The organism is Streptomyces sp. NPDC096012 (genome assembly GCF_040426375.1).
GTDB lineage: Bacteria > Actinomycetota > Actinomycetes > Streptomycetales > Streptomycetaceae > Streptomyces.
Genome location: NZ_JBEOTD010000039.1, coordinates 46,200 through 70,423, shown reverse-complemented (window position 1 = coordinate 70,423; position 24,224 = coordinate 46,200). Strand labels below are relative to the sequence as shown.

The window sequence follows — 24,224 nt, the reverse complement described above, 5'->3', positions numbered from 1 at the left end:
GCCGGACTCGGCTGAACGGTGGTGTCCGTCGCCGAACGAGACGGACACCGAGACGGACAGTTCCTGCCTGACCAGGGTGTTCGGATCACTCGTGAGCTCGGCCGAACTTCCCGCCTCAGGCGCCTGCGGCCGTGACGATCGCGTCGGTGACGAAGCCGAGCAGGAGGCCGAGAAGGATGCACCAGGTGGTGAGGGTCTTGAGTCCGGTCCTGCGGGCGACGGCCAGCAGTTCGATGACGACGTAGAGGATGGAGCCCGCGGCCAGGCCGAGGAAGGCGATCGAGAGCGTGTCGTCGACCAGGTGCTGGCCGACGACGGTGCCCAGGAAGGTGGGACCGCCACCGATCAGGCCGAGCCGCAGCAGGCTGACCCAGGACGGTCGTTCGCTCTCAGCGGCCAGCGGGGCGACGATGCCGAAGCCCTCGGTGGCGTTGTGCAGGCCGAAGCCGATGATCAGCAGCAGGGCGAGGGAGAGTTCCCCCTGGGCGGCGGAGTTGCCGATGGCGAGACCCTCGGCGAAGTTGTGCAGGCCGATGCCGGTGGCGATCATCAGCGCGAGCGATGCCGCCTGGCTGCGGGTCTTCGGCGCCAGCTCGGTGGAGGCGGCGGCACCTGGACCCGCGGGCCGGGCAGCGGCCTCGCGGCGGCGGGCCATCCAGCCGTCGTAGTGGACGAGCCCGGCGAGTCCGATCGTCAGCCCCGCCACCAGCGTGAAGCCCCCCGACGCCACGGTCCCCCAGGCGTGCTTGCCCAGCGCCTCGTCGACGGGCTCCCAGGCGTGGGTCAGTACGTCCCAGACGAGGAAGATCAGGATGCCGATGGCGACGGCGTTGAGGCCGGCCTTGAGCCGGGGTGTGGGTGTGCGGAGACGCCCCAGAGGGAGACCGAGGTAGATGGTGAAGCCTGCTATGGCTCCGAGCAGGACGATGTTGCCGCTGGACATGGGGACTCCGGTATGACGCGCACAGGTGGCCTCCAGAAAGTAAAGCAGGCAAGGCTTACCTAACAAGCGACGGGTGGTGACTTCAGTGAAGCTTGGCGAAGTCATTGCGCGTTCCATTCCGTAGGAGCGCGAGCAATCCCGCCAAGCTCAGCTGGCGTATCTCTGGGCGGGAGGAGACATCTCCCGGGAAAACGGCATCTGGGGGGTGGCCCATGTGGATGGGCGATGTTCTGCCCCGGCGGGACCGGATCACGCTTCCCTGACCGGCTTGGCGGCCCTCGGCGACGCCACGCGCACCTGCGCGTTCGAGTTCTTCGACCCCGACGGGCGACCGGCGACGCGCGAGGAGACGGCTGACGATCTTTCTTCGCCGGCCGGGTGGGCCTGTGTCGCTCCACGGGGTGCGGCCCGGCCGCCGCGCGCCGGGAATGGCGGCGGCGTGCTCGTGGTGCCGCCGCCCGGGCCTCGGCGACAGCACCGGTGGAACCCGGTCAGGCGAGGAGGGGAATCAGGCCGAGGCCGAAGAGGACGTAGAAGCCGGCCGTGAGGGCCAGGCGCGCGGGCGTGAGCCGGTGGGCGCGCATGGTCAGCAGCAGGTAGACGATCGCGGCGATGGTGATCAGCCCGGACCACAGCAGGGCGGCGTCGAAGTGCCAGCCGGTGAAGAGAAGGCCCAGGCCCGAGGGGACGGTGGCCTGGATCATCATGGAGCCGGAGATGTTCGCCAGGGCCAGCTTGGTCTTGCCCTGACGGACCCAGATGACCGCGTTCATGATTTCCGGCAGCTCGGTCGCGATCGGGGAGAGCAGCAGAGCGGTGACCGACGCGGACAGGCCGATCATCGGGCCGATGGCGTCGAGCTGCTTCACGAACAGCTGCGAGGCGAAGAAGATCACCGCGAGGGTGACCAGGGTCTGGGCGACCACCGCCCAGGTGGCGGGCGAGGCGGCCCTGGGCTGGAACTTCAGTGGCTCCAGTTCCTCCTCGTCACCGTCCTCGTCCTGGCCGCCGCGGATCTCGCGCCAGAAGTAGACCGCGTACGCCGCGAAGAACAGCAGGCCGAGGACCGGCTTGAAGGCGAAGGCGAGGAGGCCGAGTGCCACCTTCACGATGAAGATCGGCAGGAACCACTTCTGGTCCTTGGCCAGCCTCCGCATGTCCTTTTCCGTGCCGACGGCGTCCTCGGCTTCCGGGTGGGTGAGCGGGTCCGAGGGAGGCAGTCCGGTGGTGGCCAGGACGGCGTTGCGCTCGCGCCGGCGCTTCAGCAGGAGCATCGTGCCCGTCACGCCGTAGGCGACGGTGGCCAAGGCGAGCGGGCCACCCATGGCCGCGCCCACGCCGATGTCCTTGGCTTCCGCCGTGGCGCCGGTGGTCACCGCGACGAGGGTGACGACGGACTCGGGCAGGGCGGTGCCGAAGGCGGCCAGGATGGTTCCGACCGCCATCTTGCCCACGTTGAGGCGCTCGCCGAGCCACTCGACGGCGTTGACGAACCACTCGCAGGAGAGGTAGATCGCCACCGCACAGACGATCAGCAACAGGAAATGGATCACGTCTCGGTCAGCCTTCCCGCGTCGGCGGGGGCTTCGAGGACAACCGCGCGAGAGGAGGACGGCGGCAGCTTCGACCCCGCCGACACGTATACGTCGTCGACAAAGGGCCGAAGGTCTCGCCCATCCGCGTCACGATGCGGGCCCGGCCACCGGGAACCCGGCACAGGGTTCCCGTATGTCGACGACCGGTATTGCGGGGCTACTCCCCTTCGCAGCCGCTCAGGTTACACATTGCTCCTCGACGTCCCCAAGGTCGTACGAGTACCCGCTCACGACGGGGACGCGGGTGGGGCCGACCGTTCAGGGACTCAGCGTGCTCGCGGCGCCGAGACCGCCCAGCCCGAGGGCGAAGGCCACCTGTGGCCGGCCGTGCCGGCTATGCGAGACGATGTTGGACGCCGAGGTTGCCGTACTTCGCTGCTGTACCCCAATCGTCTCTCGCCCGCCTCGGGCCCAACCGATGAGTTCTCATGGGCTGCCGGGTCAGTACAAGCATGACTGCTGTGAACACGCCGCCGGTCGTCTCCCGCCGGGAGTGGCTGACCGCCATCGACACCCTGCGCGCCCGGGAGAAGGCGCACACCCGGGAGGGCGACGCGATCGCCGCCGCACGGCGGCGCCTGCCCATGACCGAGGTGGATCCGTCCACCCCGCTCGTCACCGCCGCCGGGGCCGTTCCCCTGATCGACGTCTTCGAGGGCCGCACCCAGTTGTTCGTCTCGTATCACATGTGGCACGACGGCCACCGCGCCGCCGACCAGTGTGAGGGCTGCACCTTCTTCACCGGCCAGGTCCGCGAACTGTCCTATCTGCATCAGCGTGACGTCACCTTCGCGGCCTTCTGCCAGGGCCCCTTCGAGGAGTCCGACCGCTACCGCCGCTTCATGGGCTGGGACATGCCCTGGTACTCGGTGCCCGCCGAGTCGCACGAACGGCTCCTGGCCGGCCGCCATTTCGGGATGAAGGCGTGCTACCTCCGAGACGGGGACCGGGTCCACGAGACGTACTGGACCACCGGCCGCGGCGTCGAACCCATGGCCCCGGCCTACGGCATTCTCGACATGACCGTCCACGGGCGGCAGGAGACCTGGGAGGACTCCCCACCGGGCTGGCCTCAGCCGTACGGGACCCGCGGTCAGCAGTTCCGCAAGGACGGACGGCCGACCGCGCAATGGGAACGGCTCGACGCAGGCCGCGACGACGACCTCCACGGCGGACAGCGCAGCACCGACCACTCAGGCTGCTGCTCCTGAACCTCCTGAAGGGCGCCCAGACCCACCTCCGTGCGCGTGACCACTCGCAGCCGGCGTCGGACCCGCGTTCCTGACCGTCAGCGGCAGTAACTCCTTGCCCGTCGGGCCAATCTGGATCTGCGTGTCCATCGGCAGGCAAGGTCAGCACCGTGTAGAAGCCCCCGTGTCGTCACTCCACTTCGATGCCGTACTCCTGGACGAGCTGCTCCAGCCCGCCTGTGTACCCCTTCCCTCCAAGCACGAAGTCCCAGTCGCCATTGGGCCTGAGCCGGAAGGAGCCGAGCACCAGTGCGGTCTCGCCGGAACGGCCGTCGGAGACTTCGAGCCGACCGAGCTCAGTCATTGCCGGGTCCAGCAACCGAATACACGCATCGGTGAATCCGGACAGGTCGGCTTCCGGGTCCACCTCCGGATCAACGGCCGCCACGAGCACGAACCGATCAGCCGCTTCCGGCAGCGCGTCGAAGGACACACGGAGCGCTGCCTTGTCCGGTGCCGCGGCCGGCACTGTGCGTACCGAGCCGTCCGGAGTCTGCGGATTGTTGAAGAAGACGAAGTGGTCTTCGCTCAGGACTCGGTTACCACGGCAGACGAGAGCGCAGACGTCCAGTGCGACACTCCCGGACCACGTCATGCCCAACACGTTGTGGTTGTCGGGCGCTGTTGCAGGACTGGTAGGAGACGGCTGCGTTGGAGTGGCTCGCCCTCCCTCCCCCAGGCGCCCACGAAGCCCGTGCCGGTGCAGGAGGTCGACGAGTTCACCGCCCGAGATGAGCTCCAAGGGCTTGCCCCGGGCGAATGCGTGTGAGCCGGGGCCGAAGCCCGCCGTGGTCACCAGCACTCCCTTGTTGGCGCCCACGTCCTGGACCGTCCCGTAAAGGTCACGCACCGCGGTGGGCGGCACCGTGCTGCGGTAGCGCTTCACCTGTACGACGAGCTTGCCGCCTCGGATGGGCGTCGGGTCCAGCGCGTCCACATCCACGCCGCCATCGTTCGAGCGCTGGGTCGTCACAGCCTGCATGCCCATGGCGCGGAACAGGTCGGCAACGAGCGACTCGAATGCGATCGGATCCATTTCATACAGATCCGGCTCCTCGTCACCTCCGTGCGCGACGACATGGTTCCCGACGTCCTGAGGCTTTCGGCCCGGGCGCACGGAGGTGAGCTGATCAGGGCGGGACGCGAGCTGACCCCTCAACGCGTCGGTCAGACAGCTGACCGCGTCCACCAGTTCCAGGTGCAGGCCGGTGAACGCCGCCCGCTGGGCCATGACGGTTGCGAGGAAGATGTGCGTGCGTCGGCCCGTGGCCGGATCGTGAGCGTCGACGAAGCCGTTCAGGGCCACCGAGTCGAGGATGCCGTACTCGTCCGCCGCGAAGAGCTGATGCAGGACCAACAGCAGGCTCTGCGCGAGCACCTCTCGGTACAGCCCACGGCGTTGGGTGACCGGACGTGCGGTTTCCTTGTCCTCGTCCTGGGTGGGCACGTACCTCACCGATTTCGCCTCGGGGACCACGTCGTATCCGGGCAGCTCCCAGTCCAGCACCAGCTGTCGCGCCGCCGAGTCGAAGGCTGCCGCGACCTGTCGAGGAAACCCTTCCGGCCAGGCAGGCGACGAGTAGAGAGCCGCTGAGAAGTACTCGACCACGGAGTCGGGGTCTCCCCGCCTCACGCCCTCGGTCACCTTGACGATGCCGGCATTGTGCCGACGCACCCCCGCACGCTGAGCCCCAGTCCTCTGCTCGTAGTCCCGCTGGAGGGCAGCCAGCCGCTGCTGTCGCTGGGCCTCGGCAGCTTGCGCAGCGTGCCAGTCCCGTTCGAAACGAGCCTGCGCCTCCGCCTGGGCCTGTGCACGCCGGTTTGCGGTCCAACCTCCCTGTACCTGGTACTGGCCTGGATCCGGCATGCGCACGGGCCAGGCGAGCTGTCCCGGGTCGAACGGCGGGATCTCTTCCGTGCGTATCAGGGACGAGGCTCTGAAGGCCGGCGCCTGGCAGCCCGCGGTCAGCAGCCCCTGCAAGGTGGCGACCTGCGCGTCCAGTTCCTCCGTGCGTCGCCTCGCCTCTGCCTGGCGGTACTGCCGGTACTCCTGCGTGGCACGTCGTTGATAGGCCCGCGCCTGCCGTGCCTCTTCCCGGAGCCGTCTGGCTTCGGCTTCCACTTGACGCTGGTGCTGACGCTGCATTTCTGCCCAGGCACCGACAAAACCAGCAGAGCGACGACTCATGCGCTACAGGCCCTCCCCAGGATGTCGGCAGAGCCGACCAAACTCTGGTTGCCCCCACAACCAGTAGTCACCAAACGACTTTAGCCAGCAATCGCTGGTACGGACATCGACTTGCCAAAGGCAACGTGCACCGGATGTTCCGGCAGGTCATGACACGACTGGCTTGTGGCCGACTCACCGTGGTCTTCGTGTCGACACCCACAACACCACCGACGCCGTCAACGTCTCGCGCGTGTACCTCCCAAGGCCCGAGGTCATCGGCGCACCGGGGCACTCCCCTCCGATCACCCGTGTCGGACCGTGGGCTTCTTTCGGCGTGGCATCAGCAGGAAGGCCAGCACCGCCACCACGAGCGGCAGGATGCTGACGGTCAGCATGGTGAGCCGTAGACCGTCGGCGAAGTCCAGCCCGAGGTCCAGTCCTGAGGCCTGACGGAGCAGGTTGGAGTCGTACACGGTGCTGCCCGGCGTCTGCGCCAGTCCGCTGCGCACGGCATCCACGGCCCGTCCGGCCCGGGCCACCGACAGCCCGCGTGACTTCGCGTCCATCAGCCACTGCCGCCGGAAGAAGAGATTGAGCAGCAGAACGTAGACGGTGGGCCCGAAAGCGGCGCCGGTCATCGCGAGGGCCATCTGGACGGAGGCCACCGCGCCGGAGTGCCCGGGCGGCGCCTGGGAGAGGACCGTCTCGGACACCGATGCGGAAGTGACCACCGACCCCAGGTTGCACAGCCATGTGGTCGGCACGAGCAGCCACAGCGCCATCGCGGGGCCGGCTGTGGCCGCCAGCAGCAGTCCACTTGCCGCCATCACCACCAGACCGCTGATCATCACCGGGCGCGGACCGCACTTCCCGATCAGGTTTCCGGCCAGGATCACGGTACCGGCGATCAGCAGAGTACCGGGCAGGTACAGCAGACCGACGGACTCGGGCGAGAGCGATAGCACAACGCTGCCGAACTGCCCAAGGACGATGCCGAGCCCCGCGATCAGGAAATTCAGCGTGAGGGTCGCCGCCAAGGCCACCTTGAACGGTGCGCTGCGGAACAGCGCCAGGTCCACGGCGGGTTCCGGAGTGCGGCGTGCATGAAGCACGAAGATCGCGGCGAGAACCGGGCTGATCACCAGCGGTGCCCATGTCTCGGGCCGGAGAATGCCGTTCTGCGCCGCGGCGAGGCCGACGACGAGCGCCAGGAGGGTCGCCCCGATCAGGGCGACACCCACCACGTCGAGGCGACGGCCCGGCTGGACGGGTGACTCCGGGACGTACCGGGACGTCAACCACAGCGACACCAAGCACAGCAGTGGGGCGATCAGGAAGAGGAAGCGCCAGCCGACGACCGCCACCGCCCACCCCGTGAACGCGGGGATCACACCGCACAGGATCACGTCAACGGCCATCAGGCCACCGATGGCGATCGGCCGCTTCTCCGGCGTCACGGACACCTTCAGCAGGGCCAGCGGCACTGCCAGCAGTGCGGTCATCCCCAGACCGGCCAGGTCATCCCCAGACCGGCCAGAAAGCGCATCCCAAGCAGGAAGCCGTAGCCGGGCGAGAAGACGGAGAGCAGGTCGGCGATCGTGACGATGACCAGTCCCAGCATCAGCAGCCGCCTGAGACCGATGGAGTCCCCGAGCCTGCCGGCGGCGAGCACGGAGGTGGCCATCACCAGCGTCGCTGCCCCGCCGAGCAACCCCACGGCTTGCGGTGGCACGTGGAGGGCCCGGTTCACCTCCGGCAGATTCAGGTCGAGAACCAGCGGATCGACGACGGTGACCGTGAAAGCGAGAGCGAGAGCGAGGATGATCCGCAGGGGCGTCGAGTCGGTAGCCGACTCAGCGGATGACACAGCAGAGACTCCCGTGCTTCGTCGCATAGCGGGTCGACACTAACCCGGCCATGGCGCACCGTCGGGTTCCCCGGGCCGACACGCACCGAAAGACAGCAGCGAGCCCCCTCCCGATCAGGTCATCGTCAAGAGTTGTGGATCAGGTGATGCGCGATCCAGCCGGTCATCCCTCGCCCAGACACAGGCAGAAGGGGTGTCCAGCCGGCCCGAAGAGCACCCGGACGCTCCCCTTCACCCGTATCGCGGGCCCGACCAGTGCCCAAGGCGGCACCCCGGCACTTTCACAGTCGTATCCGGGGTCTGGGGCCACAGCCCGGTGGCGCCTGAGAAGGTGCTGGACGCTGGTCGTGCCGGGGATGGGGGGCATCACCGGCGAGCGGTGCGGTTGACGACGAAACGATCCCGCTCCCCGCCGCCCTCGAACGGGGACCAGGGGTCGTGCGCCATGACCTGCCGGACCCGGTTGCCGGGGTGAGGACGCGGTGATCTACTCGAGGTAGTAGGTGCGCTGGAGCACTCGACCCGGTACCACATAGAGCATGGCGCAGAACGCCGCCTTTGGCCTGCACCGGGAGAGCCGGACCACGTCGTCGAAGGTCCTTCCTCAGTTCGCGTGGTGGCCACAAGCCGTGCTGTCCAGCCATACGAGAGGAGTGCGGTGATGGCATCCTCAGCTACCGGCTACCGGCCCATACAACGCTTGCGGCACGGTCTCGGCGAGGCGGCGACCGGCATCGGTCAGGCGGCGGCCGCCACCCGAAAGGCCACCGCGGCCGCCGTACGTCACCCGGGGGAGACCATCGACCGCGCCAGGAAGATGACGCGGACCGTGCCTGTGGCATGGCACTCGGTGAGCCGACGCTGACCGGCCGGCTGGACGACTGGCGCCGCGAGTATGCGTACACCCTGGGGCAACAGGCGTTCGTCTACGGCTTCCCTTACATCAACAACGCCGTGCTCCGCCATCGCTGGGTGACCCAGAAGCCCGAGACGGAAACGACGCCCTACGCGCCCGTCAACCACTTCTGGCATGCGAGCAGGCTCTGGGACGCCTCGGATCGGGAGGGTATTTCCCCCAACAACGACACGCTGTACTCGTGGGCGTGGGTGGACCTGCGCGAGGAGCCCCTCATTCTCTCGCACCCGGACATGGGCAACCGCTACTTCACCTTCGAACTGGTCGCCTTCACCTCCGACAACTACGACTACGTGGGCATGCGGGCGACCGGATCGAAGGCCGGTGACTTCGCCCTCATCGGCCCGGAGTGGACCGGGGACCTCCCGCCGGGGGTACACCGCACGGCGACCGCCCCCACCCCGTGGATCCTGGTGGCCGGACGGACCCTCGTCGAGGACGAAAACGACCTCGCGGCCGTCCACGCGCTGCAGCAGCAGTACCGGTTGACGCCGCTTCACCTGTTCGGCCAGGAGGGCGCCAAGCTCCCGGAACGCCGCGACGTACCGGTACCGGTCGACCCCGCCAAGGATCCGCTCGGGCCGTGGAAGACGCTCAACGCGGTGCTGGCTGAGAATCCTCCGCCGAAACACCACGATGTCCTGCTACGGCAGTTCGCGGAGATCGGCATCGGCCCGGGGCTGGACGTCGAGGCGCAACCGGAGCCGGTGAAGGAAGGCCTGATCAGGGCCGCCGCCACCGCCGTACCCATGCTCGAACAGCAGCTGCTCAGCGGCCAGTGGGGCGAGCTGATCGACGGCTGGCGGTACCCTCCCCCGCAGATCGGGCACCTCGGGGACGACTTTCTCCGGCGGGCCGCGGAGCAGTCCCTGGTGGGCATCGCCATCAATGATCCCGAGGAAGCCGTCTATCTGGCGGCCTTCACCGACGGCGCCGGCGAAACGCTGGCCGCCGGCAACTACGAACTGCACTATGAGGCGGGGACGCTGCCGCCGGTCGACGCCTTCTGGTCGCTGACCGCCTATGACGAGGACCGGAACCTCATCCCGAATCCGATCGACCGGTACTCCATCGGAGACCGCACCCAGGGGCTGGTCAGGGACGCCGACGGGGGCCTGACCCTCTACCTGCGGCCCGACTCACCAGGACCCGGTCGGGAGTCGAACTGGTTGCCCACACCGCAGCAGGGCATCTGGTACGTGGCACTGCGCATGTACCTCCCAAGGCCCGAGGTCATCGACGCACGGTGGCACTGCCCTCCGATCACCCGAGTCGGTTGATGTCGCCGGCAACGGCGTCCGAGAGGGCGCCGACGACGCCGGCGGGCGAGGGACCGAAACGCCGACCGCAGCCAGCGCCACCGCAACCTCTTCCTCATCAGCTCCCGCCAGCGCCTCCATCACCCGATCGAGCGCTCACCCACCTCAGTGCGCGTGATCACTCGAAGCCGGCGCCTGACCCGCGTTCTTGACCGTCAGCGGGAGCAACTTCTTGCCCGTCGGACCGATCTGGATCTGGGTGTACATCTGCGGGCATACCCCCATGCATCTACATCCCGCTACGGTGCTGGTCATGGCGAAGCGGACGAGGGCGCGCACAGCGACTGACCGCGCCCAGTACTCAGTTGAGGCCGAGTGGGCCGAGGCGGACTTAGCTCTCTTGGAGGAGCTGAAGCGGGCGGAGGGGCTCTTACCCGACGACGCTCCACGGGCCCTGTTGTCTGTACGGCTGTCCGTGCTCACCGACGACACGACGTCACCCGTCCGTGAGGAACTCGATCTCCGGAAGTTGGCCCTGGACCGCGGCAGCCGAGTCGTCGGCGTGGCCAGCGACCTGAACGTGTCGGCGACGAAGGTTCCGCCCTGGAAGCGCAAGGAACTCGGCGACTGGCTGAACACAACAGGACACCGGAGTTCGACGAGATCCTTTTCTGGAAGCTGGACCGCTTCGTGCGGCGGCTCAGTGACCTCAGCACCATGATCGACTGGTGCCTCAAGTACGGGAAGAACCTCGTCTCCAAGAACGACGCGATCGACCTGACCACCACGGCCGGGAAGATCATGGTTGCCTTCTGATCCGTCTTCGCAGATACGCATGAGGGGCCGGAGTGATCATGGACTCCGGCCCCGTGCGACGAACCTCGGCTTGTCAGCGTCGCGCTGTCCTGCTCATCAAGAACTCGGCGGCCACACCAACCAGAAGGGCCAGGCTCAGCCCCAGCACACCGGCGTTGATGATGGACGGCCCCTGGGACCACGCCCAGGCACCCCCCGCGAGGAAGGCCACGACGACGGCGATGCGGCCGGACATGGTGGACGTGACCCGCAACGGCTGCCGTCCGGCCAGGAGCCGGCGGTACTTGACTGCCAGGATGACCGCCGCGGCCAGGATGAGGATGGACGGTCCGGCAAAAGCTTCCATGTCCTAGGTCCTCTCTCTACGGACGAATGTCCGGTCTAAGACGCAGTCTACTTGCAGTAGCCGCCGGAGTATTCGTACGGAAGGAAGGTGGGCACCTTTACCTCCACGCACTTGTGGTCGGAGCCGGCGTTCCAGGCAACCCGGGAAATATTTGCCGCATTCAGGATGCCGTACGCGTCGAACGGCGGCGGTGCTGCGGCGAAGAGCACGGCTACGAAGCCCGCGTTGGCAGCCAAGTGAGAGGTTTCCTTTTTGTTGAAATACACAGTTCCGCTGATGATCCCCCACGTCCACTTGGGGTCAGCGACCACCGGGAAGGCTGTGTCGGCGTTCGGGGTGACCGTCTGCGTAACGGTGTCACCGTCAACGGTGTAGGTCGTGGGTACGGCGTTGCCATTGGCATCCTTGGCCCACGGGGTCTCCAGGCCGCCGATGATCGTTCCGTCGGCGTTGAAGACGATCAGGCCGCCCTCGGCGGTTTGACGGACCGTAGCCCCCGTGGACAGGGTGAGCCTGAACGACTGTTGGCGCGGAGCGTTGGCGTCGTTGAGTGTGAACAGCGCACGGAAACCACCATCAGTGGTCGCCTGTGCGGCTGCAGTCACGGATGCGTCGTTGCCCGCGAAGATATTTGTGTCGTTCGTGCTGGACTGCTGCTTAGCTCCGGTCGCCGGCAGCGTAAGGGAGACGGTCGCGTCTCCCTTCGTTGCAGTGATGGGCTCATCACCGCGAGCGGGGAGCGTCACCTGGGCACCGTTCACCGGCGAGTCCAGGGCGGTCGAGCGTAGGTTGGCAGTCCCCGTTGCTTTTTCGATCACCGTCGCGGCACGAGAGGCTGAGTGGTTCGTGTCAGCTGCCGCAGCGGGCGCCAGAGTGGCGGTCAGAGCGGCTGCACCGGCAAGGGTGGAAAAGCCGGCTATTGCACGTCTGCGCATGAAGTTATCCCCCAGAAGGTGTTGCGGTCCGCTGGTCAACACGGACAGATCAACTTCTACACGATCAAGCGCAAACCTTCGAAACGGAATACACCCCTACCATCCAACAATGGAATCAACTCTTGACTAGAGCTTGGCCATTGGATGGTGAACTCACGTTTTCCCGACAGGGGCGATTCGGGCAATCGGCGACATTCATGGAATGGAGTGATGCATAAAGACTCCTGCGTGACATCGGTCACTTGAACCATGACGCGGGGTCGAACGGCTCTTCCGTGCCGTCATCGTCAACGATCACGATCTCGCTCTCGATCAGGCTCCCGGCCGTCTCGTCATCAGCCCGAGGCAGCGACGAACGCCGAGACTTCCGATGTTCACGTTCGGTCGGAGCGGTCACCGGCACCACTCCCCCTCTTGCCTCCTTTCCAGGCAGAGCCGTCGAGACTCGGCGAGATCTTCGGCAACCCCGGCCGCGATGAGGGCAGCGCCGGGCGTGTGGCCAGAGCCGACGTAGCGCCAGTTCCGTTCGGTGATCGCGTTGGGTGTGTCGGTGTGGCCCTGGTGGTGGGCGCGTTGGGCGCGAAGTGCTGCGTAGGTGGTGGAGTAGGCGCGGGATTTGGTGAGGATGTGTCCCCGGTAGCCGAGCGTGTGGACCCATGCCCGGAGGCGGAGGGGCTCGTACTCGGGAAGGCCTCCAAGGCGCCAGCAGGTCCGCATGAGGGTGCGCACGTGTTCACTCACGGGCGCCGACTCGCCCCGGGACGAGAGCCGGTAGTCAGTGCCGGCGCCTATGTCGCTCGCGCCCTTGGTGACGTACTTGGCGACGTACGCGGCCACCGCGTCATCGTCGGGGCCGTCACCGTCCGTCCGCAGGGGCCGGGCGTCGGCCTGGGCGCCCCAGCGTAGGTTCAACTCGCCCACGGCGGGGCTGTAGGGCGTGCGGACCAGGACCCGCCGGGCGGAGGCGCGTACGGCGTCGATGAGGAGTTCGGCCGTGCCCGAGGCCGGAGGTCCGTCGCCGGGTCCGGTCGGTCCGTCGAGGCGGACGACGGCATGGACGTGGACGGCCGCCCGCCGCTGATATTCGGCGACGCGGGCGAAGGACAGCCGGGCGTGCCGGCGAAAGCGCGACTGCGCCAGGCCGACCGATGATGCGAGGCGCCGCCGGACGTCGATGACGAAGCGGTCCCAGAGCTTGGAGGCGTGTGCGTGCCACAGGACGTGGGCGGTGTAGTCGTAGCAGGCGAGGCAGAGCGGTTGGCCGACACTCGGCGCGTCGGGCGCGTGGACGAGGCCGCAACCGAGAGGACGGCCGTGTTCGCAGGTGCCGCCGTCACGACGGGGACGGGACAACTCCGATGACCGGTGCACCGGGCCGAACGACGGGGCCGTGAGAGTGACGAACAGCCGGGGCCGGTGGCGGACGGAGTCGGGGACGCTCTTGCCGCCCAGAAGGCCGACGCGGACGAGGTGGTGGGTGTCTCCGGCGTGGAGGCGGGAGCAGGCCGGGCAGATGTCTGCGCGGCGGTTGCGGCAGCGGACGAGGAGGCGTTCGCCGGGGTCGTCGCGGGTGTCGTAGTGGTGGAGGATCTCGCCGGTGGTGCCGTCCACTGTGGTGGTGGAGCCGGAGAGGTGGACGGGGTGGGAGCAGCCGCCGGTAGCGGTCATCTCTGCTTGAGGTGGGCAGGGCGCTGGGAGAAGGCCACCGCGCGCGTGTACCGGCCGGCCCGCAACCGCTCGCCGAGGTCGTGTGGCTGGTTCGTTTCATGTTCAGCCAGCCAGTCGACGGGGGCCCTGGCCGCACAGGTGCTCATTTTCTCCAGTCCCGCCCGGGCATGGTCGTTGATCCACCACAGGTGCGCGGGCGGGTTCAGGCGCATGCTCCAGCGCACCACCACGTGGTTCACGCCCAACCGCACGCCCGAAGTCGATTTCCTCAGGCTTCCAGCGCAGCAGCAGCGAGGTGGGAACCCGCTACGTCCACGTGCCTCAGCGGCGCGTTGCGTAGCCGCGCATGCTTACGCCCCCAGGCGACGGACTCCCCGAGCTTCGTCTCAACCCCTGCCTGCGTCGGGGCACCGGGAAATTCCGCTCGCTCGCACACTGTGCCGCCGTCCAGGAGCCATAGGCCCAGCGACTCGGGCCAGTCGTCGGCCACCGTGGCATGCAAGCTGACCACCAGCCGCAGGCGTCGTGAGGTTCCCCCGAGATGGCCGACGTTCACCGCAGTGCTCAACACGTCCGGCTCCGCGTCGACTCCCATCGGATAGAGGTCCGAGCGCCCGCGCGGCGACATGCCGTGGCCGAGGAAAGCCAGGACGAGGGTGGCGCCGACTGCGCCGGCCCGCCGAGCGGCGTCACGCACCGCGGCCTCGATCCGTGCCTACGTGGCGTCCGCCTCGTACGGCAAAGCCATTCCGTCGGATGGTGCAGGGGAGCAGTGGCCCAGGTCATCACGCTGGAGCACCTCGCGCAAGGCATGCGCGGAGTCCTCCAATGCGCTCAGATGGCCCATGGCCATGTTCTGGGGGGCCACGATGAGGAGCAATCGCGGGGAGCTCATGCGGTGGGCCCCTCTGCGGCAAGGCGGAGGGCCTCCATGACCGGGCCGGCCACGCTCGTTTGCGCCAGGTATTCGGTGGCGGTGTGGACCCAGATGCCATCGGAGTCCACTCGGTCGCTGACCGGCAGGCACCCGGCGCTATTGGGCAGCACATCCCGCTCCAGCCACGGGCGCGGAGCAATGATGTCGTCACGGTCCCAGTAGTTGAGCCAGCGCCCCACACAGCAGGGTGTGGCAGGCGGCTGGGGCCGCAGCCGGGGCACACCACCGTCCGCATGCCCCGCAACTCCTGTGCACGTGACCAACGCCACCGCTAACAAGGCAAATCGACGCGGTCCGTGCACGCGCAGAAAGTCGAGATTAGCAAGCGACACCCGTGCACGGGCCAATGTCTTGCACGGGGCCTGGCGGACGTTGTCTCCGTTCTGTGCTTCCGACTATTGACTGGCCCCGTGACTGTGATTGCGGACAGCCACAGCCTCGTCAGGTGCGCAGGTTCTTCCACAGATGCCGCTCGTCCAGGGCCCCAAACACTCAGGTGAGGAGGGGGCTTCGCAGATTCAATCGAGCGGCCTATGCCACCGCGCCCCTACCCGTCAGATACCCGTCAGATACCCGTCAGACCCACTCCACCTCGGAAACGATGTACCGGCTACTTCCAGACGCTGGCAAAGGTGTCCGAGAGGACGCCAGCCGCGCCGAGGGGCGAGGGACCGAAGCGCCGACCGCAGTCAACGCAGCGGCCACCTCCTCCTCACCCGCCCCCTCCAGCGCCTCACCCACCCGATCGCGTGCCTCACGCACGTCAGTGCGCGTGACCACTCGCAGCCGGCGTCGGACCCGCGTTCTTGACCGTCAGCGGGAGCAACTTCTTGCCCGTCGGGCCGATTTAGATCTGCATGTCCATCTGCGGGCACAGGCCAACAGGACCACATCCACTGGGACCCGCGGGCGCCATGGGCCGCGTGCCGGTGCCGAATCCCGCACGGAAGGTTGACCCGCCCCCCCGCCGGGTTCATACCGGTTTCAGGAGTTTCGGGTCACGACCCTGCCACCCGGGACGGCGTTCCTGCGCTCTTGCATGTGGGCATAGCACGTGAGACCGAGGAGGACCGCGAGGAGCACCGCGGACGAGCCCTCCGTGCCGAGGTCGAGACCGCCCTTGGCGATGGGCTTGGTCAGGAAGTCACCCGCGGTGGCACCGAGCGGACGGGTTAGCACGAATGCGATCCAGAACAGCAGGACGTTGGGAACGGCCGGTACCCGCATGAGGAGGAGGAGCACCGCCAGCAGTCCTGAGACCAGGAGTGCGCCACCCAGGTAGCCGAGCCCGGAACTGTCGGACAGAAAGTCCCCCATGGACGTGCCCAGCGTGTTGGAGACGAGAATCGCCGACCAGAAGAGGGCCTCACCGCGAAACGTCGTGATGTCCCGGATGACGAAAGTCATCCCGGTGAACTTCCAGACCGTGAAGATCACAACCAGGATCGAGGTCAGGATAGCGGCGCCGGCCGGGTAACCCAGTCCCAGGCCCTGCGGCCCCCAGCCCAGCGAGGTGGCCCCGTTGGAGAGGTACTTCTCGCTGGCGTCCCGGTTCATGAAGTCGGACATCGTGGTGCCCGCCATACTGGTGGACAGGATGACGGTCCAGTAGAAGAGAGGGTTGTACCGCTTGGAGTTGAGCTGGACGACGAGCGTGACCACGAAGACCAGGAACAGGGCGATCGTCGTCAGGAAGTAGCCCAGTTTGAGAGTCTGGGAGAAGAGGTCACCGGCCGTCTCGCCAAGGGTCGTCGCAGCGATCTTCATGATCCAGAAGGCCAGGGTGATCTCTGGCAGCTTCTTCATGACGTGCTTGTCGGCGCTGGCGACATCCAGGTCGGTCATCACTTCCGGCTGTTCCATGCTCTTGGCTCCTGATCGCTCGGTACCGCGACGCCCCGCTTCCTCGGCCGGGAACATCGCGTGGAACAGGCGGCTCAATCTGTCATAGGCATGCCACGCCGTGTTGCGCGGCGAGGCGGGTCCGCCTTTCCTCTGGTCCCCTCATACGGACAATGACGATGGCCCGTTCGGCACGTACGTCGATGCAGAGATGCTCTTTGCCTTCGGCGTCTTGCAGGGCGGCCGGCCGGAAAAGATCTGCGACACGGTGCCGGGCTGGCTCAGCCACTCATCAGAGAGTGACGCCGAACCGCTGACCTGGAGTGCGCAAGCGAGGCGAGGTCCGGTCGAAGCGTCCGCCTGACCGGCGAGGGAGTAAGTGCGGAACGGCACAACAGGGCAGGGGGCGTCCCAGAACGCCCCCTGCCAGAGGACTCCTGCCACCCCGGGCTCAACCAGCTACTTGTTCACCACGGTCAGAGGCAGGAGCTTCTTCCCTGTCGGCCCCACCTGAATCTGTGTGTCCATGGCCGGGCATATGGACACACGCCCAAATCCAGCTCTAACGTCGAAGACATGGGGACACGGACGCGGAAGCGCGCAACAACCGATCAGAGGCAGTACACAGTTGAGGCCGAGTGGACCGACGCAGATCTCGCACTCCTGGAGGAACTGAAGCAGGCTGAGGCCCTACTCCCCCAGGACGCCCCACGGGCTCTCTTATCGGTGCGCCTGTCTGTGCTGACGGACGAGACCACGTCGCCGGTGCGGCAGGAACTTGACCTTCGCATCCTGGCGAGGGAACGCGGCTGTCGGGTCGTCGGCGTCGCCTCAGACCTGAACGTGTCGGCAACGAAGGTTCCGCCATGGAAGAGGAAGGCACTCGGGGACTGGCTGAACAACCGCTCCCCTGAGTTCGACGAGCTCCTGTTCTGGAAGCTCGACCGTTTCGTACGCCGCCTCTCCGACCTCTCGACGATGATCGAGTGGAGCCTGAAACGCGGGAAGAACCTGGTCTCAAAGAATGACAGCCTTGATCTCACAACGACCGCCGGGAAGATCATGGTCACGATCATCGGCGGTATCGCGGAGATCGAGGCGGCCAACACCTCCACGCGTGTCACGAGCCTGTGGGACTACGCGAAGACCCAAGAAGAATGGATCATCGGCAAGCCGGCGTACGGCTATGTCACAGGTGAAGACGGATCGGGGAAGCCCGGTCTCGTCATCGAACCCGACGCGTACAAGGCTCTGCACTGGGCTCGGCGTATGGCGCTGCGAGGACGCTCCGCCCGGTTCATGGTGCGCTGCCTGAAGCGGTCTGGCCTCATGAGCCAAGGGCTGACCGTGGCAACGCTCCACCGTCGTCTCCGCAACCCTGCGCTCCGCGGCTACCGAGTAGAAGAAGACAAGCGGGGAGGACAACGGCGATCGAAGCCTGTTCTCGGCAAGGACGGCAGACCGATCAAGGTTGCTCCGCCGATCTTCACCGAGGAGGAGTTCGAGACCCTCGGCGCCGCTCTCGACAAACGCAAGAAGAACCAGCCTCCGCGCCGTGTCGGTGGAGCGACTCAGTTCCTCGGCGTCCTCCTTTGCGCCGACTGCAAGACGAACATGACCGTTCACATCACGAACAACACATGGGGCACCTACCACTACCTACGGTGCCGCAACTGCAAGAGCGGCGGCCTCGGCGCACCCAACCCCGAGCAGGTCTACGAGCGCCTCGTGGAGGACGTGCTCAAGGTTCTCGGCGACTTCCCGGTGCAGGTTCGCCAGTACGCCGAGGGGGCCGAAGTACGGCGGGAGGTCAAGCGTCTTCAAGAGTCCATCGCTCTCTACATGAAGGAACTCGAACCCGGAGGCCGGTATACGAAGACCCGGTTCACGAAGGAGCAGGCAGAGGCGACGCTCGACAAGCTCATCGGGGAGTTGGAAGACATCGACCCCGAGACGGCCAAGGACCGGTGGGTCAACGTCCACGGCGGTAAGACCTTCCGCGAACACTGGCGGGAAGGCGGCATGGAGGCCATGGCCGCAGACCTGTACCGAGTCGGCATCCGGTGCGAGGTCACCCGCACGAAGGTGCCGAAGGTACGGGCACCGAAGGTGCACCTTCGCCTACTGATCCCGAAGGACGTGCGCGAACGGCTCGTGATACGAGAGGACGACTTCGCGGAAGCCTTCTGACAAGGCCGAACCGACGCACGAAAAAGAGCCGCAACCCCGAGGCATACGGGGAGGCGGCTCTTCGTGTCAGTCGAACCACGACGCGGGGTCGAACGGCTCTTCCGTGCCGTCATCGTCAACGATCACGATCTCGCTCTCGATCAGACTCACGGCCGTCTCGTCATCAGCCCGAGGCAGCGACGAGCGCCGAGATTTCCGATGTTCACGTTCGGTCGGAGCGGTCATCGGCACCGCTCCCCCTCTTGCCTCCTTTCCAGGCCGAGCCGTCGAGACTCGGCGAGATCTTCGGCAACGCCGGCCGCGATGAGGGCAGCGCCGGGAGTGTGGCCAGAGCCGGCGTAGCGCCAGTTCCGTTCGGTGATTGCGTCGGGTATGTCGGTGTGGCCCTGGTGGTGGGCGCGTTGGGCGCGAAGTGCTGCGTAGGTGGTGGAGTAGGCGCGGGACTTGGTGAGAATGTGTCCCCGGTAGCCGAGCGTGTGAGACCAGGCACGCAGGCGGAGGGGCGCGTACTCGGGTAGGCCGCCGAGGCGCCAGCAGGTCCGCATGAGGGTTCGGGTGTGTTCGCTCACAGGTGCCGACTCGATGTCGGCCCACGTTGAGAGCGGGTGGTCAGTGCCGGCGCCTGTGTCGCTAGCGCCTTTGGTGACGTACTTGGCGACGTACGCGGCGACCGCGTCATCGTCGGGGCCGTCACCGTCGGTCCGTAGGGGTCGGGCGTCGGTCTGGGCGCCCCAGCGTAGGTTCAACTCGCCCACGGCGGGGCTGTAGGGCGTGTGGACCCGGACCCGCCGGGCGGAGGCGCGTACGGCATCGATGAGGAGTTCGGCCGTGGCCCAGACCGGCGGTTCGTCGTCGGGTCCCGTCGGGCCGTCCAGGCGGACGACGGCATGAACGTGGACGGCAATCCGCTTCTGGTACTCGGCGACGCGGGCGAAGGACAGCCGGGCGTGCCGGAGGAAGTGGGACTGCACCAGGCCGACCGATGATGCGAGGCGCCGCCGAACGTCGATGACGAAGCGGTCCCAGAGTTTGGAGGCGTGGGCGTGCCACAGGACGTGGGCGGTGTAGTCGTAGCAGTCGGGGCAGAGCGGTTGGCCGACACTCGGTTCGTCCGGCGCATGGACGAGGCCGCAGCCGAGGGGACGGCCGTGTTCGCAGGTGCCGCCGTCGCGGCGGGGACGGCACAGCTCCGATGATCGGTGGACCGAGCCGAACGACGGAGCGGTGAGAGTGACGAACAGTCGGGGCCGGTGGCGGACGGAGTCGGGGACGTTCTTGCCGCCGAGGAGGCCGGCGCGGACGAGGTGGTAGGTGTCTCCGGCGTGGAGGCGGGAGCAGGCCGGGCAGATGGTTGCGCGGCGGTTGCGGCAGCGGACGAGGAGGCGTTCGCCGGGCTCGTTGCGGGTGTCGTAGTGGTGGAGGATCTCGCCGGTCGTGCCGTCCACTGTGGTGGTGGAGCCGGAGAGGTGGACTGGGTGGGAGCAGCCGCCGGTAGCGGTGATCTGCTCCAGCAGGCGAGGGAACTTCGGGTCTTGTGCGAGACGGATTGCGTCGCGGTCTACTTCGGGGAGCTGACGCAGGCGCGCCGCGCGGTCGAGGGCGGCGCGCCGGTCAGCCGGAGTGAAGTCCGGGGTGATGGTGGTGACCTTCCGGGGTGGGCCGCCGAAGCGGCAGGGGTATGGACGGCTGGTGGTCCGGGGTGGGTCATGGAGATCACCTCCGTGGCGTCGGGGGCGGGTTGGTGGTCAGCGGATGGTTCCGGTGCCCCGGCAGACGCGGCAGCGGCGCGTACGTCCGGTCCAGGTCTTGCGGGCTCCGTCGCCCTTGCAGTGGGGGCACCTCACGCGAGGCATGGGCATGGCTTTGTGTCCCTTCGGGTCAGTGGTGGGCGAAGCCGCTGATGAGCCAGGTCACGAGACCGTGGATGGTGAAGACCACCGGGGTCTGGCCGAGGTAGAGGCCGAAGAGGCCGACGCAGACCGCTTCCCAGGCACGCACGTCGCGGGAGCGGACGAGGAGGACGGTGATGATCCCGAAGATCACCGAGAACGTGAACGCCGCACCTTCGCTGATCACTTGTCGTCTCCTTTCGGCACCTCAACGGCGCCGTTCAGGGCGGGCAGTTCCGGGACCGTCGCGGCGTACTTCCGCGCCGTGGAGACGGCTTCTTCGGTCGGGGTGAGGTGGGAGCGACCACGGCTCCAGCCGCCGTCCGGGCCGGTACAGACAGCCACGCCGCGTTCCTCTGCCGTGATCGACTGGGCAACCGCTACGGCGTCCTTGTTCAGGTCGCCCAGGGTCATTTCGGCCGTGCCGGGGTCGTTGACGCGGTGGCAGATCCGGCCGCCGAGCTGGGCACGCAGCGCGGTGACGCCGGCGCCGAGGTCGGAGCCGACGCGTTGGCCGGCGACGACCAGGTGCAGGCCGAGCGCGGCCCCGAGCTGCCCGATCCGGAGCAGGAGGGTGGAGCACTGTTCGGCTTCCGCCTTGCTCTCACGGGTGCCGTCCGACAGGTACAGTTCGGCGATCTCGTCCACGATCACGACGACCGGCACCGGCCGGATCTTGTCCGGCAGTTCCCAGATAGAGCGGACCCCAGCCGATCGGCAGGCGCTCATGCGGTCCTGCATGTCGACCACGAGTGCGGAGAGCACGGCGACCGCTTCGCGTCGGCAGGTGGCCAGCGCGCTGAGACGGTCGGCGAATAGGCCCAGTTCCATGCCGCCCTTGCAGTCGATGCCGATCAGGGCGACCGGCTGCGGGGCGAGCTGGGTGATCAGCCGGGCCAGCAGCGTGGACTTACCCGAGCGGGTGGCACCGGCGATCAGCCAGTGGGGCACGAGCCGCAGGTTCATCACCCAGGCGCCGCCGCTCTCCAGGACCCCGATGAGCGCCGACAGCAACTCGGACGGAGCAGACGCTAAGCCGGGCCGCTGAAGCGGATCCGTGGCTGTCGCCGTCAGCAGGACGAGCCCGCGCTCCGGCGAAGTGACCCGGACCGCGTGGACCCTCCACGCGTGCACGAACGCGTCAGCGGCCTTCAGGAAGGTCGCCGGGGTCTGTCCGGCATGGAGCCGAACCAGCACCGTCAGGCCCATGCGGGTGGCGCGCGGGAAGGAGATCCGCGGGGCCACCGGCCGCAGCGGGTCACCCTTGACGACCAGGTCACCGAGCAACCCGCGCGGCGGACGCTTGGACACGGCGAGGTCATTGAGCATCGCGACCTTGCGCCAGGTGAACACGACCCGGCAGGCGGTGGCCGGGTAGCCGATCAGATACCAGTGCCAGACAGGGCGGTGCTGGCGGACCAGGTCACCGACGACGAGCACCCACGCCAGCACGGCCAGGCCGAGGGCGAGCAGGAGCGGTCCCATCAGGCGTCACCGCCCTTGGCATGCGCCGGACCGGTCACGGGGGTGACGGCGTCGGCGCGGAAGCTGACGCCGTGTCGATCGCCCATCGACCACATGAACGCAGTCAGGCCGGTGACCTTGACGATCTGGCCTTCCTCGATCCCCTTGGGCTGACCGCTCACGGCGATCTCGATGACGGAGATCCGCCGCCCGTCCTGCCGCACGGTGACGGCTACGGTCCACACCGGGTTGCCGTCCCGGTCCCTCTTCACCTCCTGTGTCTCGTGGTTGCTGATCTTCGCTTCCGGAGCGATGGCGCATCGCAGCACGCCCAGCCGCGCCGTGTCCACGGGAATGGACTGCATTTCGTTGGCCTCCTTGGCCAGTCGGGACGCCAGTCACATGCTGACGTCACTTGTCCTGACGAGTGATGACTATGGAGCTCTGTACGGCGGTGGCGCAACTACTTATGCTGACGAGTGATGTCGCGCGTGCGACGTGCCTACGACCTCACCCGGAGATGACCGAATGTCGGAGATCCAGCGCCCCGGAGCCCTCTACCAGCAGGTGGCCGCCGCGATCCGTGAGGCGATCCTGTCCGGCGAGTTCGCGCCCGAGTCCCTGTTGCCGTCCGAAGCACAGCTCATGGCCCGCTACGGTGTCTCCCGGCCGACCGTCCGCAACGCCATTGCAGCACTGCGGGCCGAAGGGCTCATCGACGTCCGGCACGGCAAAGGCAGCTTTGTCCGCTCCAGCGGTCAGCCCGTCCTCACCCTGGAACGGGGCGTCAGCCGCACCAGCGACGGCAAGTTCGTGATGCCCAGCGGCGGCATCTGGCAGGAGGTCGAGGAGCCGAGCACCTACCGCACCCGCACGACGAAGGCCACGGGCCGACTCCTCCAACTGGAAGCTGAGGAAGCCCTGTTCGGCTGTGACCGACTGCTCACCGACCCCAGCACCGGGACGCGCGCCATGCATCGCACCTTGATCCCGTTCGAGGTTGCCGAGGCCGTTCCCCTGCTCGGTCAGGAGCCGTGCAAGCCATCGGCCGCCCTCTACGGGGTGCTCACCCACGCCGGGCACAAGCTCACCTGGGCCGAGACCGTACGAGCACGCATGCCCCTGCCCGACGAGCGCACCACGCTCCAGCTCCCGGACGCCACACCGATCCTGCACGTCTGCCGCGTCGCGCACGGCACCGGCGACCACCCGCTGATCCTCGAAGAACTGCGCTTCGGCGCCGACCGGGCCGAACTCGCCTACCGGATCACCGCCGGCAAGCAGCCCGCACGACGCCCCCGCGCCTGAGCGCCGACAACGATCGGTCGAAACCGCCTTCACTTCCTCAAGGGCGCGCCTGCGGCGCGCCGGGGCGCCCGGCCGCCCCGGCCGGGCGTGCGGCGTGGACGCCGGTCCCGTCCGGTCGGCCGGCGCCCCCGCCCGCAGCACGCCCAAGAAGTCGAGGCGTCGACCACTCATCGATGCCGAGTCTCGGGCGGTACCGGCCGCGACGATCAAGAACACGGAAGCGTGGTTGCTGCCGGTGGGTGGCTGAGCGAGACACACGCGTGCCATCTCGTTCGCCGCACGGCATCGTCGTGGCTGACTTTCTGTGGCTGGGGCATCAAACAGGAGAGTCGCCGACCTCACGCAGACTTCACCAGCGGAAGCACCCCTCATGCTGCACCGCCATCGCTGTCCGCGCGTGTCTCCAGGAGCTCAGCGAGCCGGTCCACGACGGCCGGCCAGCCCGTCAGCCGCACCACCCCGCGCCCATTCTCGTTCGTGGACGCGACGGCCCGCACGGCGGACAGTTCCAAGCCCACGCCCAGGAGTGCGCGGTTCAACCGATCGGCAGCCTCACGCGCCTCACGCCAACCGGAGATGTAGTCCACCCCGGACACCCAGAGACCGAAGTCCGCCCCCGGTAGATCGAGACCATCGTTCAGCCAGCCCTCACCCGAGCCAGTCACCTTGCCCACCTCTGCCCTGATCTAGGTAACGGGTCATCAACTTCCTTGGACCAGGGCACAAACGCAGCACGGCGGCCCCGGTACCATCAGGCACCGGGAACCGCCGTGTTCCCAGCCGGGCCACCCTTCGCTTTCCAGGGCTGACGGGGTGGCCCGGCCTATAT

24 protein-coding genes and 1 pseudogene are annotated in these 24,224 nt (G+C 67.5%); 6 read left to right on the top strand and 19 right to left on the bottom strand.

Features of this window, described 5'->3' with window-relative positions:
• Positions 1-115 precede the first annotated feature (115 nt).
• Both ABVB68_RS29615 and ABVB68_RS29610 read right to left on the bottom strand, forming a co-directional pair.
• Positions 116-943, bottom strand: coding sequence for a ZIP family metal transporter (locus ABVB68_RS29615; protein ID WP_353604243.1), 828 nt, complete (start codon positions 941-943; stop codon positions 116-118).
• A gap of 491 nt (positions 944-1,434) precedes the next feature.
• On the bottom strand, positions 1,435-2,496 hold the full coding sequence (locus ABVB68_RS29610; RefSeq protein ID WP_353604242.1) for a sodium:calcium antiporter: 1,062 nt from the start codon (positions 2,494-2,496) through the stop codon (positions 1,435-1,437).
• Positions 2,497-2,990: 494 nt separating this feature from the next.
• On the opposite strand from ABVB68_RS29610, the gene ABVB68_RS29605 reads away from it, so the two are divergent.
• Positions 2,991-3,749 carry a DUF899 family protein gene (locus tag ABVB68_RS29605; RefSeq protein WP_353604241.1) on the top strand — a complete coding sequence of 253 codons (759 nt, stop codon included), beginning with the start codon at positions 2,991-2,993 and terminating at the stop codon, positions 3,747-3,749.
• A 169-nt stretch (positions 3,750-3,918) separates the two neighbouring features.
• Here the strand turns inward: ABVB68_RS29605 and ABVB68_RS29600 are convergent, their stop codons facing one another.
• The 3 genes from ABVB68_RS29600 to ABVB68_RS29590 all read right to left on the bottom strand — a co-directional run bounded on the left by ABVB68_RS29600 (position 3,919) and on the right by ABVB68_RS29590 (position 7,825).
• Positions 3,919-5,976 (bottom strand): restriction endonuclease, encoded by a 2,058-nt coding sequence (locus ABVB68_RS29600; protein ID WP_353604240.1) that lies wholly within the window; start codon positions 5,974-5,976, stop codon positions 3,919-3,921.
• Positions 5,977-6,260: 284 nt separating this feature from the next.
• Positions 6,261-7,442, bottom strand: a complete 1,182-nt coding sequence (locus tag ABVB68_RS29595; RefSeq protein ID WP_353604239.1) for an MFS transporter — start codon at positions 7,440-7,442, stop codon at positions 6,261-6,263.
• 14 nt (positions 7,443-7,456) lie between these two features.
• Positions 7,457-7,825, bottom strand: a complete 369-nt coding sequence (locus tag ABVB68_RS29590) for an MFS transporter (RefSeq protein ID WP_353604238.1) — start codon at positions 7,823-7,825, stop codon at positions 7,457-7,459.
• A 661-nt stretch (positions 7,826-8,486) separates the two neighbouring features.
• Between ABVB68_RS29590 and ABVB68_RS29585 the strand changes: the two genes are divergently transcribed.
• From ABVB68_RS29585 to ABVB68_RS29575, 3 genes and pseudogenes are all read left to right on the top strand, one after another.
• Positions 8,487-8,690 (top strand): hypothetical protein, encoded by a 204-nt coding sequence (locus ABVB68_RS29585; RefSeq protein WP_353604237.1) that lies wholly within the window; start codon positions 8,487-8,489, stop codon positions 8,688-8,690.
• Positions 8,666-10,021: a DUF1254 domain-containing protein gene (locus tag ABVB68_RS29580; RefSeq protein ID WP_353604236.1), complete on the top strand. Its 1,356-nt coding sequence runs from the start codon at positions 8,666-8,668 to the stop codon at positions 10,019-10,021. The genes ABVB68_RS29585 and ABVB68_RS29580 overlap by 25 nt, the downstream gene beginning before the upstream one ends.
• Before the next feature lie 292 nt (positions 10,022-10,313).
• Positions 10,314-10,807 (top strand): annotated as a pseudogene (locus ABVB68_RS29575) (recombinase family protein); the annotation flags it as partial.
• Between the two features lie 82 nt (positions 10,808-10,889).
• Here the strand turns inward: ABVB68_RS29575 and ABVB68_RS29570 are convergent.
• The 8 genes from ABVB68_RS29570 to ABVB68_RS29535 form a co-directional block, all read right to left on the bottom strand.
• Entirely contained in the window at positions 10,890-11,162 is a 273-nt protein-coding gene (locus ABVB68_RS29570) for a hypothetical protein (protein WP_353604235.1), read from the bottom strand.
• A gap of 47 nt (positions 11,163-11,209) precedes the next feature.
• The gene (locus ABVB68_RS29565; RefSeq protein ID WP_353604234.1) at positions 11,210-12,097 is read right to left on the bottom strand and encodes a hypothetical protein; all 888 of its coding nucleotides are present in this window, start codon (positions 12,095-12,097) and stop codon (positions 11,210-11,212) included.
• Between the two features lie 238 nt (positions 12,098-12,335).
• Positions 12,336-12,494, bottom strand: a complete 159-nt coding sequence (locus tag ABVB68_RS29560) for a hypothetical protein (protein WP_353604233.1) — start codon at positions 12,492-12,494, stop codon at positions 12,336-12,338.
• Positions 12,491-13,765: a replication initiator gene (locus ABVB68_RS29555; RefSeq protein WP_353604232.1), complete on the bottom strand. Its 1,275-nt coding sequence runs from the start codon at positions 13,763-13,765 to the stop codon at positions 12,491-12,493. The genes ABVB68_RS29560 and ABVB68_RS29555 overlap by 4 nt, the downstream gene beginning before the upstream one ends.
• Positions 13,762-14,004 carry a hypothetical protein gene (locus ABVB68_RS29550; protein ID WP_353604231.1) on the bottom strand — a complete coding sequence of 81 codons (243 nt, stop codon included), beginning with the start codon at positions 14,002-14,004 and terminating at the stop codon, positions 13,762-13,764. The genes ABVB68_RS29555 and ABVB68_RS29550 overlap by 4 nt, the downstream gene beginning before the upstream one ends.
• Positions 14,005-14,033: 29 nt before the next feature.
• Entirely contained in the window at positions 14,034-14,462 is a 429-nt protein-coding gene (locus ABVB68_RS29545; RefSeq protein WP_353604230.1) for a hypothetical protein, read from the bottom strand.
• 194 nt (positions 14,463-14,656) lie between these two features.
• Positions 14,657-14,881, bottom strand: coding sequence for a hypothetical protein (locus ABVB68_RS29540; protein ID WP_353604229.1), 225 nt, complete (start codon positions 14,879-14,881; stop codon positions 14,657-14,659).
• Between the two features lie 805 nt (positions 14,882-15,686).
• The gene (locus ABVB68_RS29535) at positions 15,687-16,565 is read right to left on the bottom strand and encodes a COG4705 family protein (RefSeq protein WP_353604228.1); all 879 of its coding nucleotides are present in this window, start codon (positions 16,563-16,565) and stop codon (positions 15,687-15,689) included.
• A 555-nt stretch (positions 16,566-17,120) separates the two neighbouring features.
• On the opposite strand from ABVB68_RS29535, the gene ABVB68_RS29530 reads away from it, so the two are divergent.
• Positions 17,121-18,734 (top strand): recombinase family protein, encoded by a 1,614-nt coding sequence (locus tag ABVB68_RS29530; RefSeq protein ID WP_353604227.1) that lies wholly within the window; start codon positions 17,121-17,123, stop codon positions 18,732-18,734.
• Between the two features lie 66 nt (positions 18,735-18,800).
• Here ABVB68_RS29530 and ABVB68_RS29525 read toward each other — a convergent pair whose 3' ends face one another.
• From ABVB68_RS29525 to ABVB68_RS29505, 5 genes are all read right to left on the bottom strand, one after another.
• Complete coding sequence (locus ABVB68_RS29525) at positions 18,801-18,959, bottom strand: hypothetical protein (protein ID WP_353604226.1); 159 nt, start codon at positions 18,957-18,959, stop codon at positions 18,801-18,803.
• Positions 18,956-20,314, bottom strand: coding sequence for a replication initiator (locus ABVB68_RS29520; RefSeq protein WP_353604254.1), 1,359 nt, complete (start codon positions 20,312-20,314; stop codon positions 18,956-18,958). The genes ABVB68_RS29525 and ABVB68_RS29520 overlap by 4 nt, the downstream gene beginning before the upstream one ends.
• 298 nt (positions 20,315-20,612) lie before the next feature.
• Entirely contained in the window at positions 20,613-20,810 is a 198-nt protein-coding gene (locus ABVB68_RS29515; protein ID WP_353604225.1) for a hypothetical protein, read from the bottom strand.
• Complete coding sequence (locus tag ABVB68_RS29510; protein WP_353604224.1) at positions 20,807-22,108, bottom strand: FtsK/SpoIIIE domain-containing protein; 1,302 nt, start codon at positions 22,106-22,108, stop codon at positions 20,807-20,809. Before ABVB68_RS29510 ends, ABVB68_RS29515 begins: the two co-directional genes overlap by 4 nt.
• Positions 22,108-22,452 (bottom strand): SCO3933 family regulatory protein, encoded by a 345-nt coding sequence (locus ABVB68_RS29505; RefSeq protein ID WP_353604223.1) that lies wholly within the window; start codon positions 22,450-22,452, stop codon positions 22,108-22,110. The genes ABVB68_RS29510 and ABVB68_RS29505 overlap by 1 nt, the downstream gene beginning before the upstream one ends.
• Before the next feature lie 163 nt (positions 22,453-22,615).
• Between ABVB68_RS29505 and ABVB68_RS29500 the strand changes: the two genes are divergently transcribed.
• Complete coding sequence (locus ABVB68_RS29500; protein WP_353604222.1) at positions 22,616-23,395, top strand: GntR family transcriptional regulator; 780 nt, start codon at positions 22,616-22,618, stop codon at positions 23,393-23,395.
• A 368-nt stretch (positions 23,396-23,763) separates the two neighbouring features.
• Here ABVB68_RS29500 and ABVB68_RS29495 read toward each other — a convergent pair whose 3' ends face one another.
• Positions 23,764-24,060 carry a hypothetical protein gene (locus ABVB68_RS29495; RefSeq protein ID WP_353604252.1) on the bottom strand — a complete coding sequence of 99 codons (297 nt, stop codon included), beginning with the start codon at positions 24,058-24,060 and terminating at the stop codon, positions 23,764-23,766.
• Between the last annotated feature and the right edge of the window lie 164 nt (positions 24,061-24,224).

Coding starts and splice junctions, on each gene's coding strand:
- ABVB68_RS29615 (WP_353604243.1), bottom strand. CDS start 943: ATGTCCAGCGGCAACATCGTCCTGCTCGGAGCCATAGCAGGCTTCACC.
- ABVB68_RS29605 (WP_353604241.1), top strand. CDS start 2,991: ATGACTGCTGTGAACACGCCGCCGGTCGTCTCCCGCCGGGAGTGGCTG.
- ABVB68_RS29600 (WP_353604240.1), bottom strand. CDS start 5,976: ATGAGTCGTCGCTCTGCTGGTTTTGTCGGTGCCTGGGCAGAAATGCAG.
- ABVB68_RS29585 (WP_353604237.1), top strand. CDS start 8,487: ATGGCATCCTCAGCTACCGGCTACCGGCCCATACAACGCTTGCGGCAC.
- ABVB68_RS29580 (WP_353604236.1), top strand. CDS start 8,666: ATGGCACTCGGTGAGCCGACGCTGACCGGCCGGCTGGACGACTGGCGC.
- ABVB68_RS29570 (WP_353604235.1), bottom strand. CDS start 11,162: ATGGAAGCTTTTGCCGGACCGTCCATCCTCATCCTGGCCGCGGCGGTC.
- ABVB68_RS29565 (WP_353604234.1), bottom strand. CDS start 12,097: ATGCGCAGACGTGCAATAGCCGGCTTTTCCACCCTTGCCGGTGCAGCC.
- ABVB68_RS29555 (WP_353604232.1), bottom strand. CDS start 13,765: ATGACCGCTACCGGCGGCTGCTCCCACCCCGTCCACCTCTCCGGCTCC.
- ABVB68_RS29535 (WP_353604228.1), bottom strand. CDS start 16,565: ATGGAACAGCCGGAAGTGATGACCGACCTGGATGTCGCCAGCGCCGAC.
- ABVB68_RS29530 (WP_353604227.1), top strand. CDS start 17,121: ATGGGGACACGGACGCGGAAGCGCGCAACAACCGATCAGAGGCAGTAC.
- ABVB68_RS29525 (WP_353604226.1), bottom strand. CDS start 18,959: ATGACCGCTCCGACCGAACGTGAACATCGGAAATCTCGGCGCTCGTCG.
- ABVB68_RS29510 (WP_353604224.1), bottom strand. CDS start 22,108: ATGGGACCGCTCCTGCTCGCCCTCGGCCTGGCCGTGCTGGCGTGGGTG.
- ABVB68_RS29505 (WP_353604223.1), bottom strand. CDS start 22,452: ATGCAGTCCATTCCCGTGGACACGGCGCGGCTGGGCGTGCTGCGATGC.
- ABVB68_RS29500 (WP_353604222.1), top strand. CDS start 22,616: ATGTCGGAGATCCAGCGCCCCGGAGCCCTCTACCAGCAGGTGGCCGCC.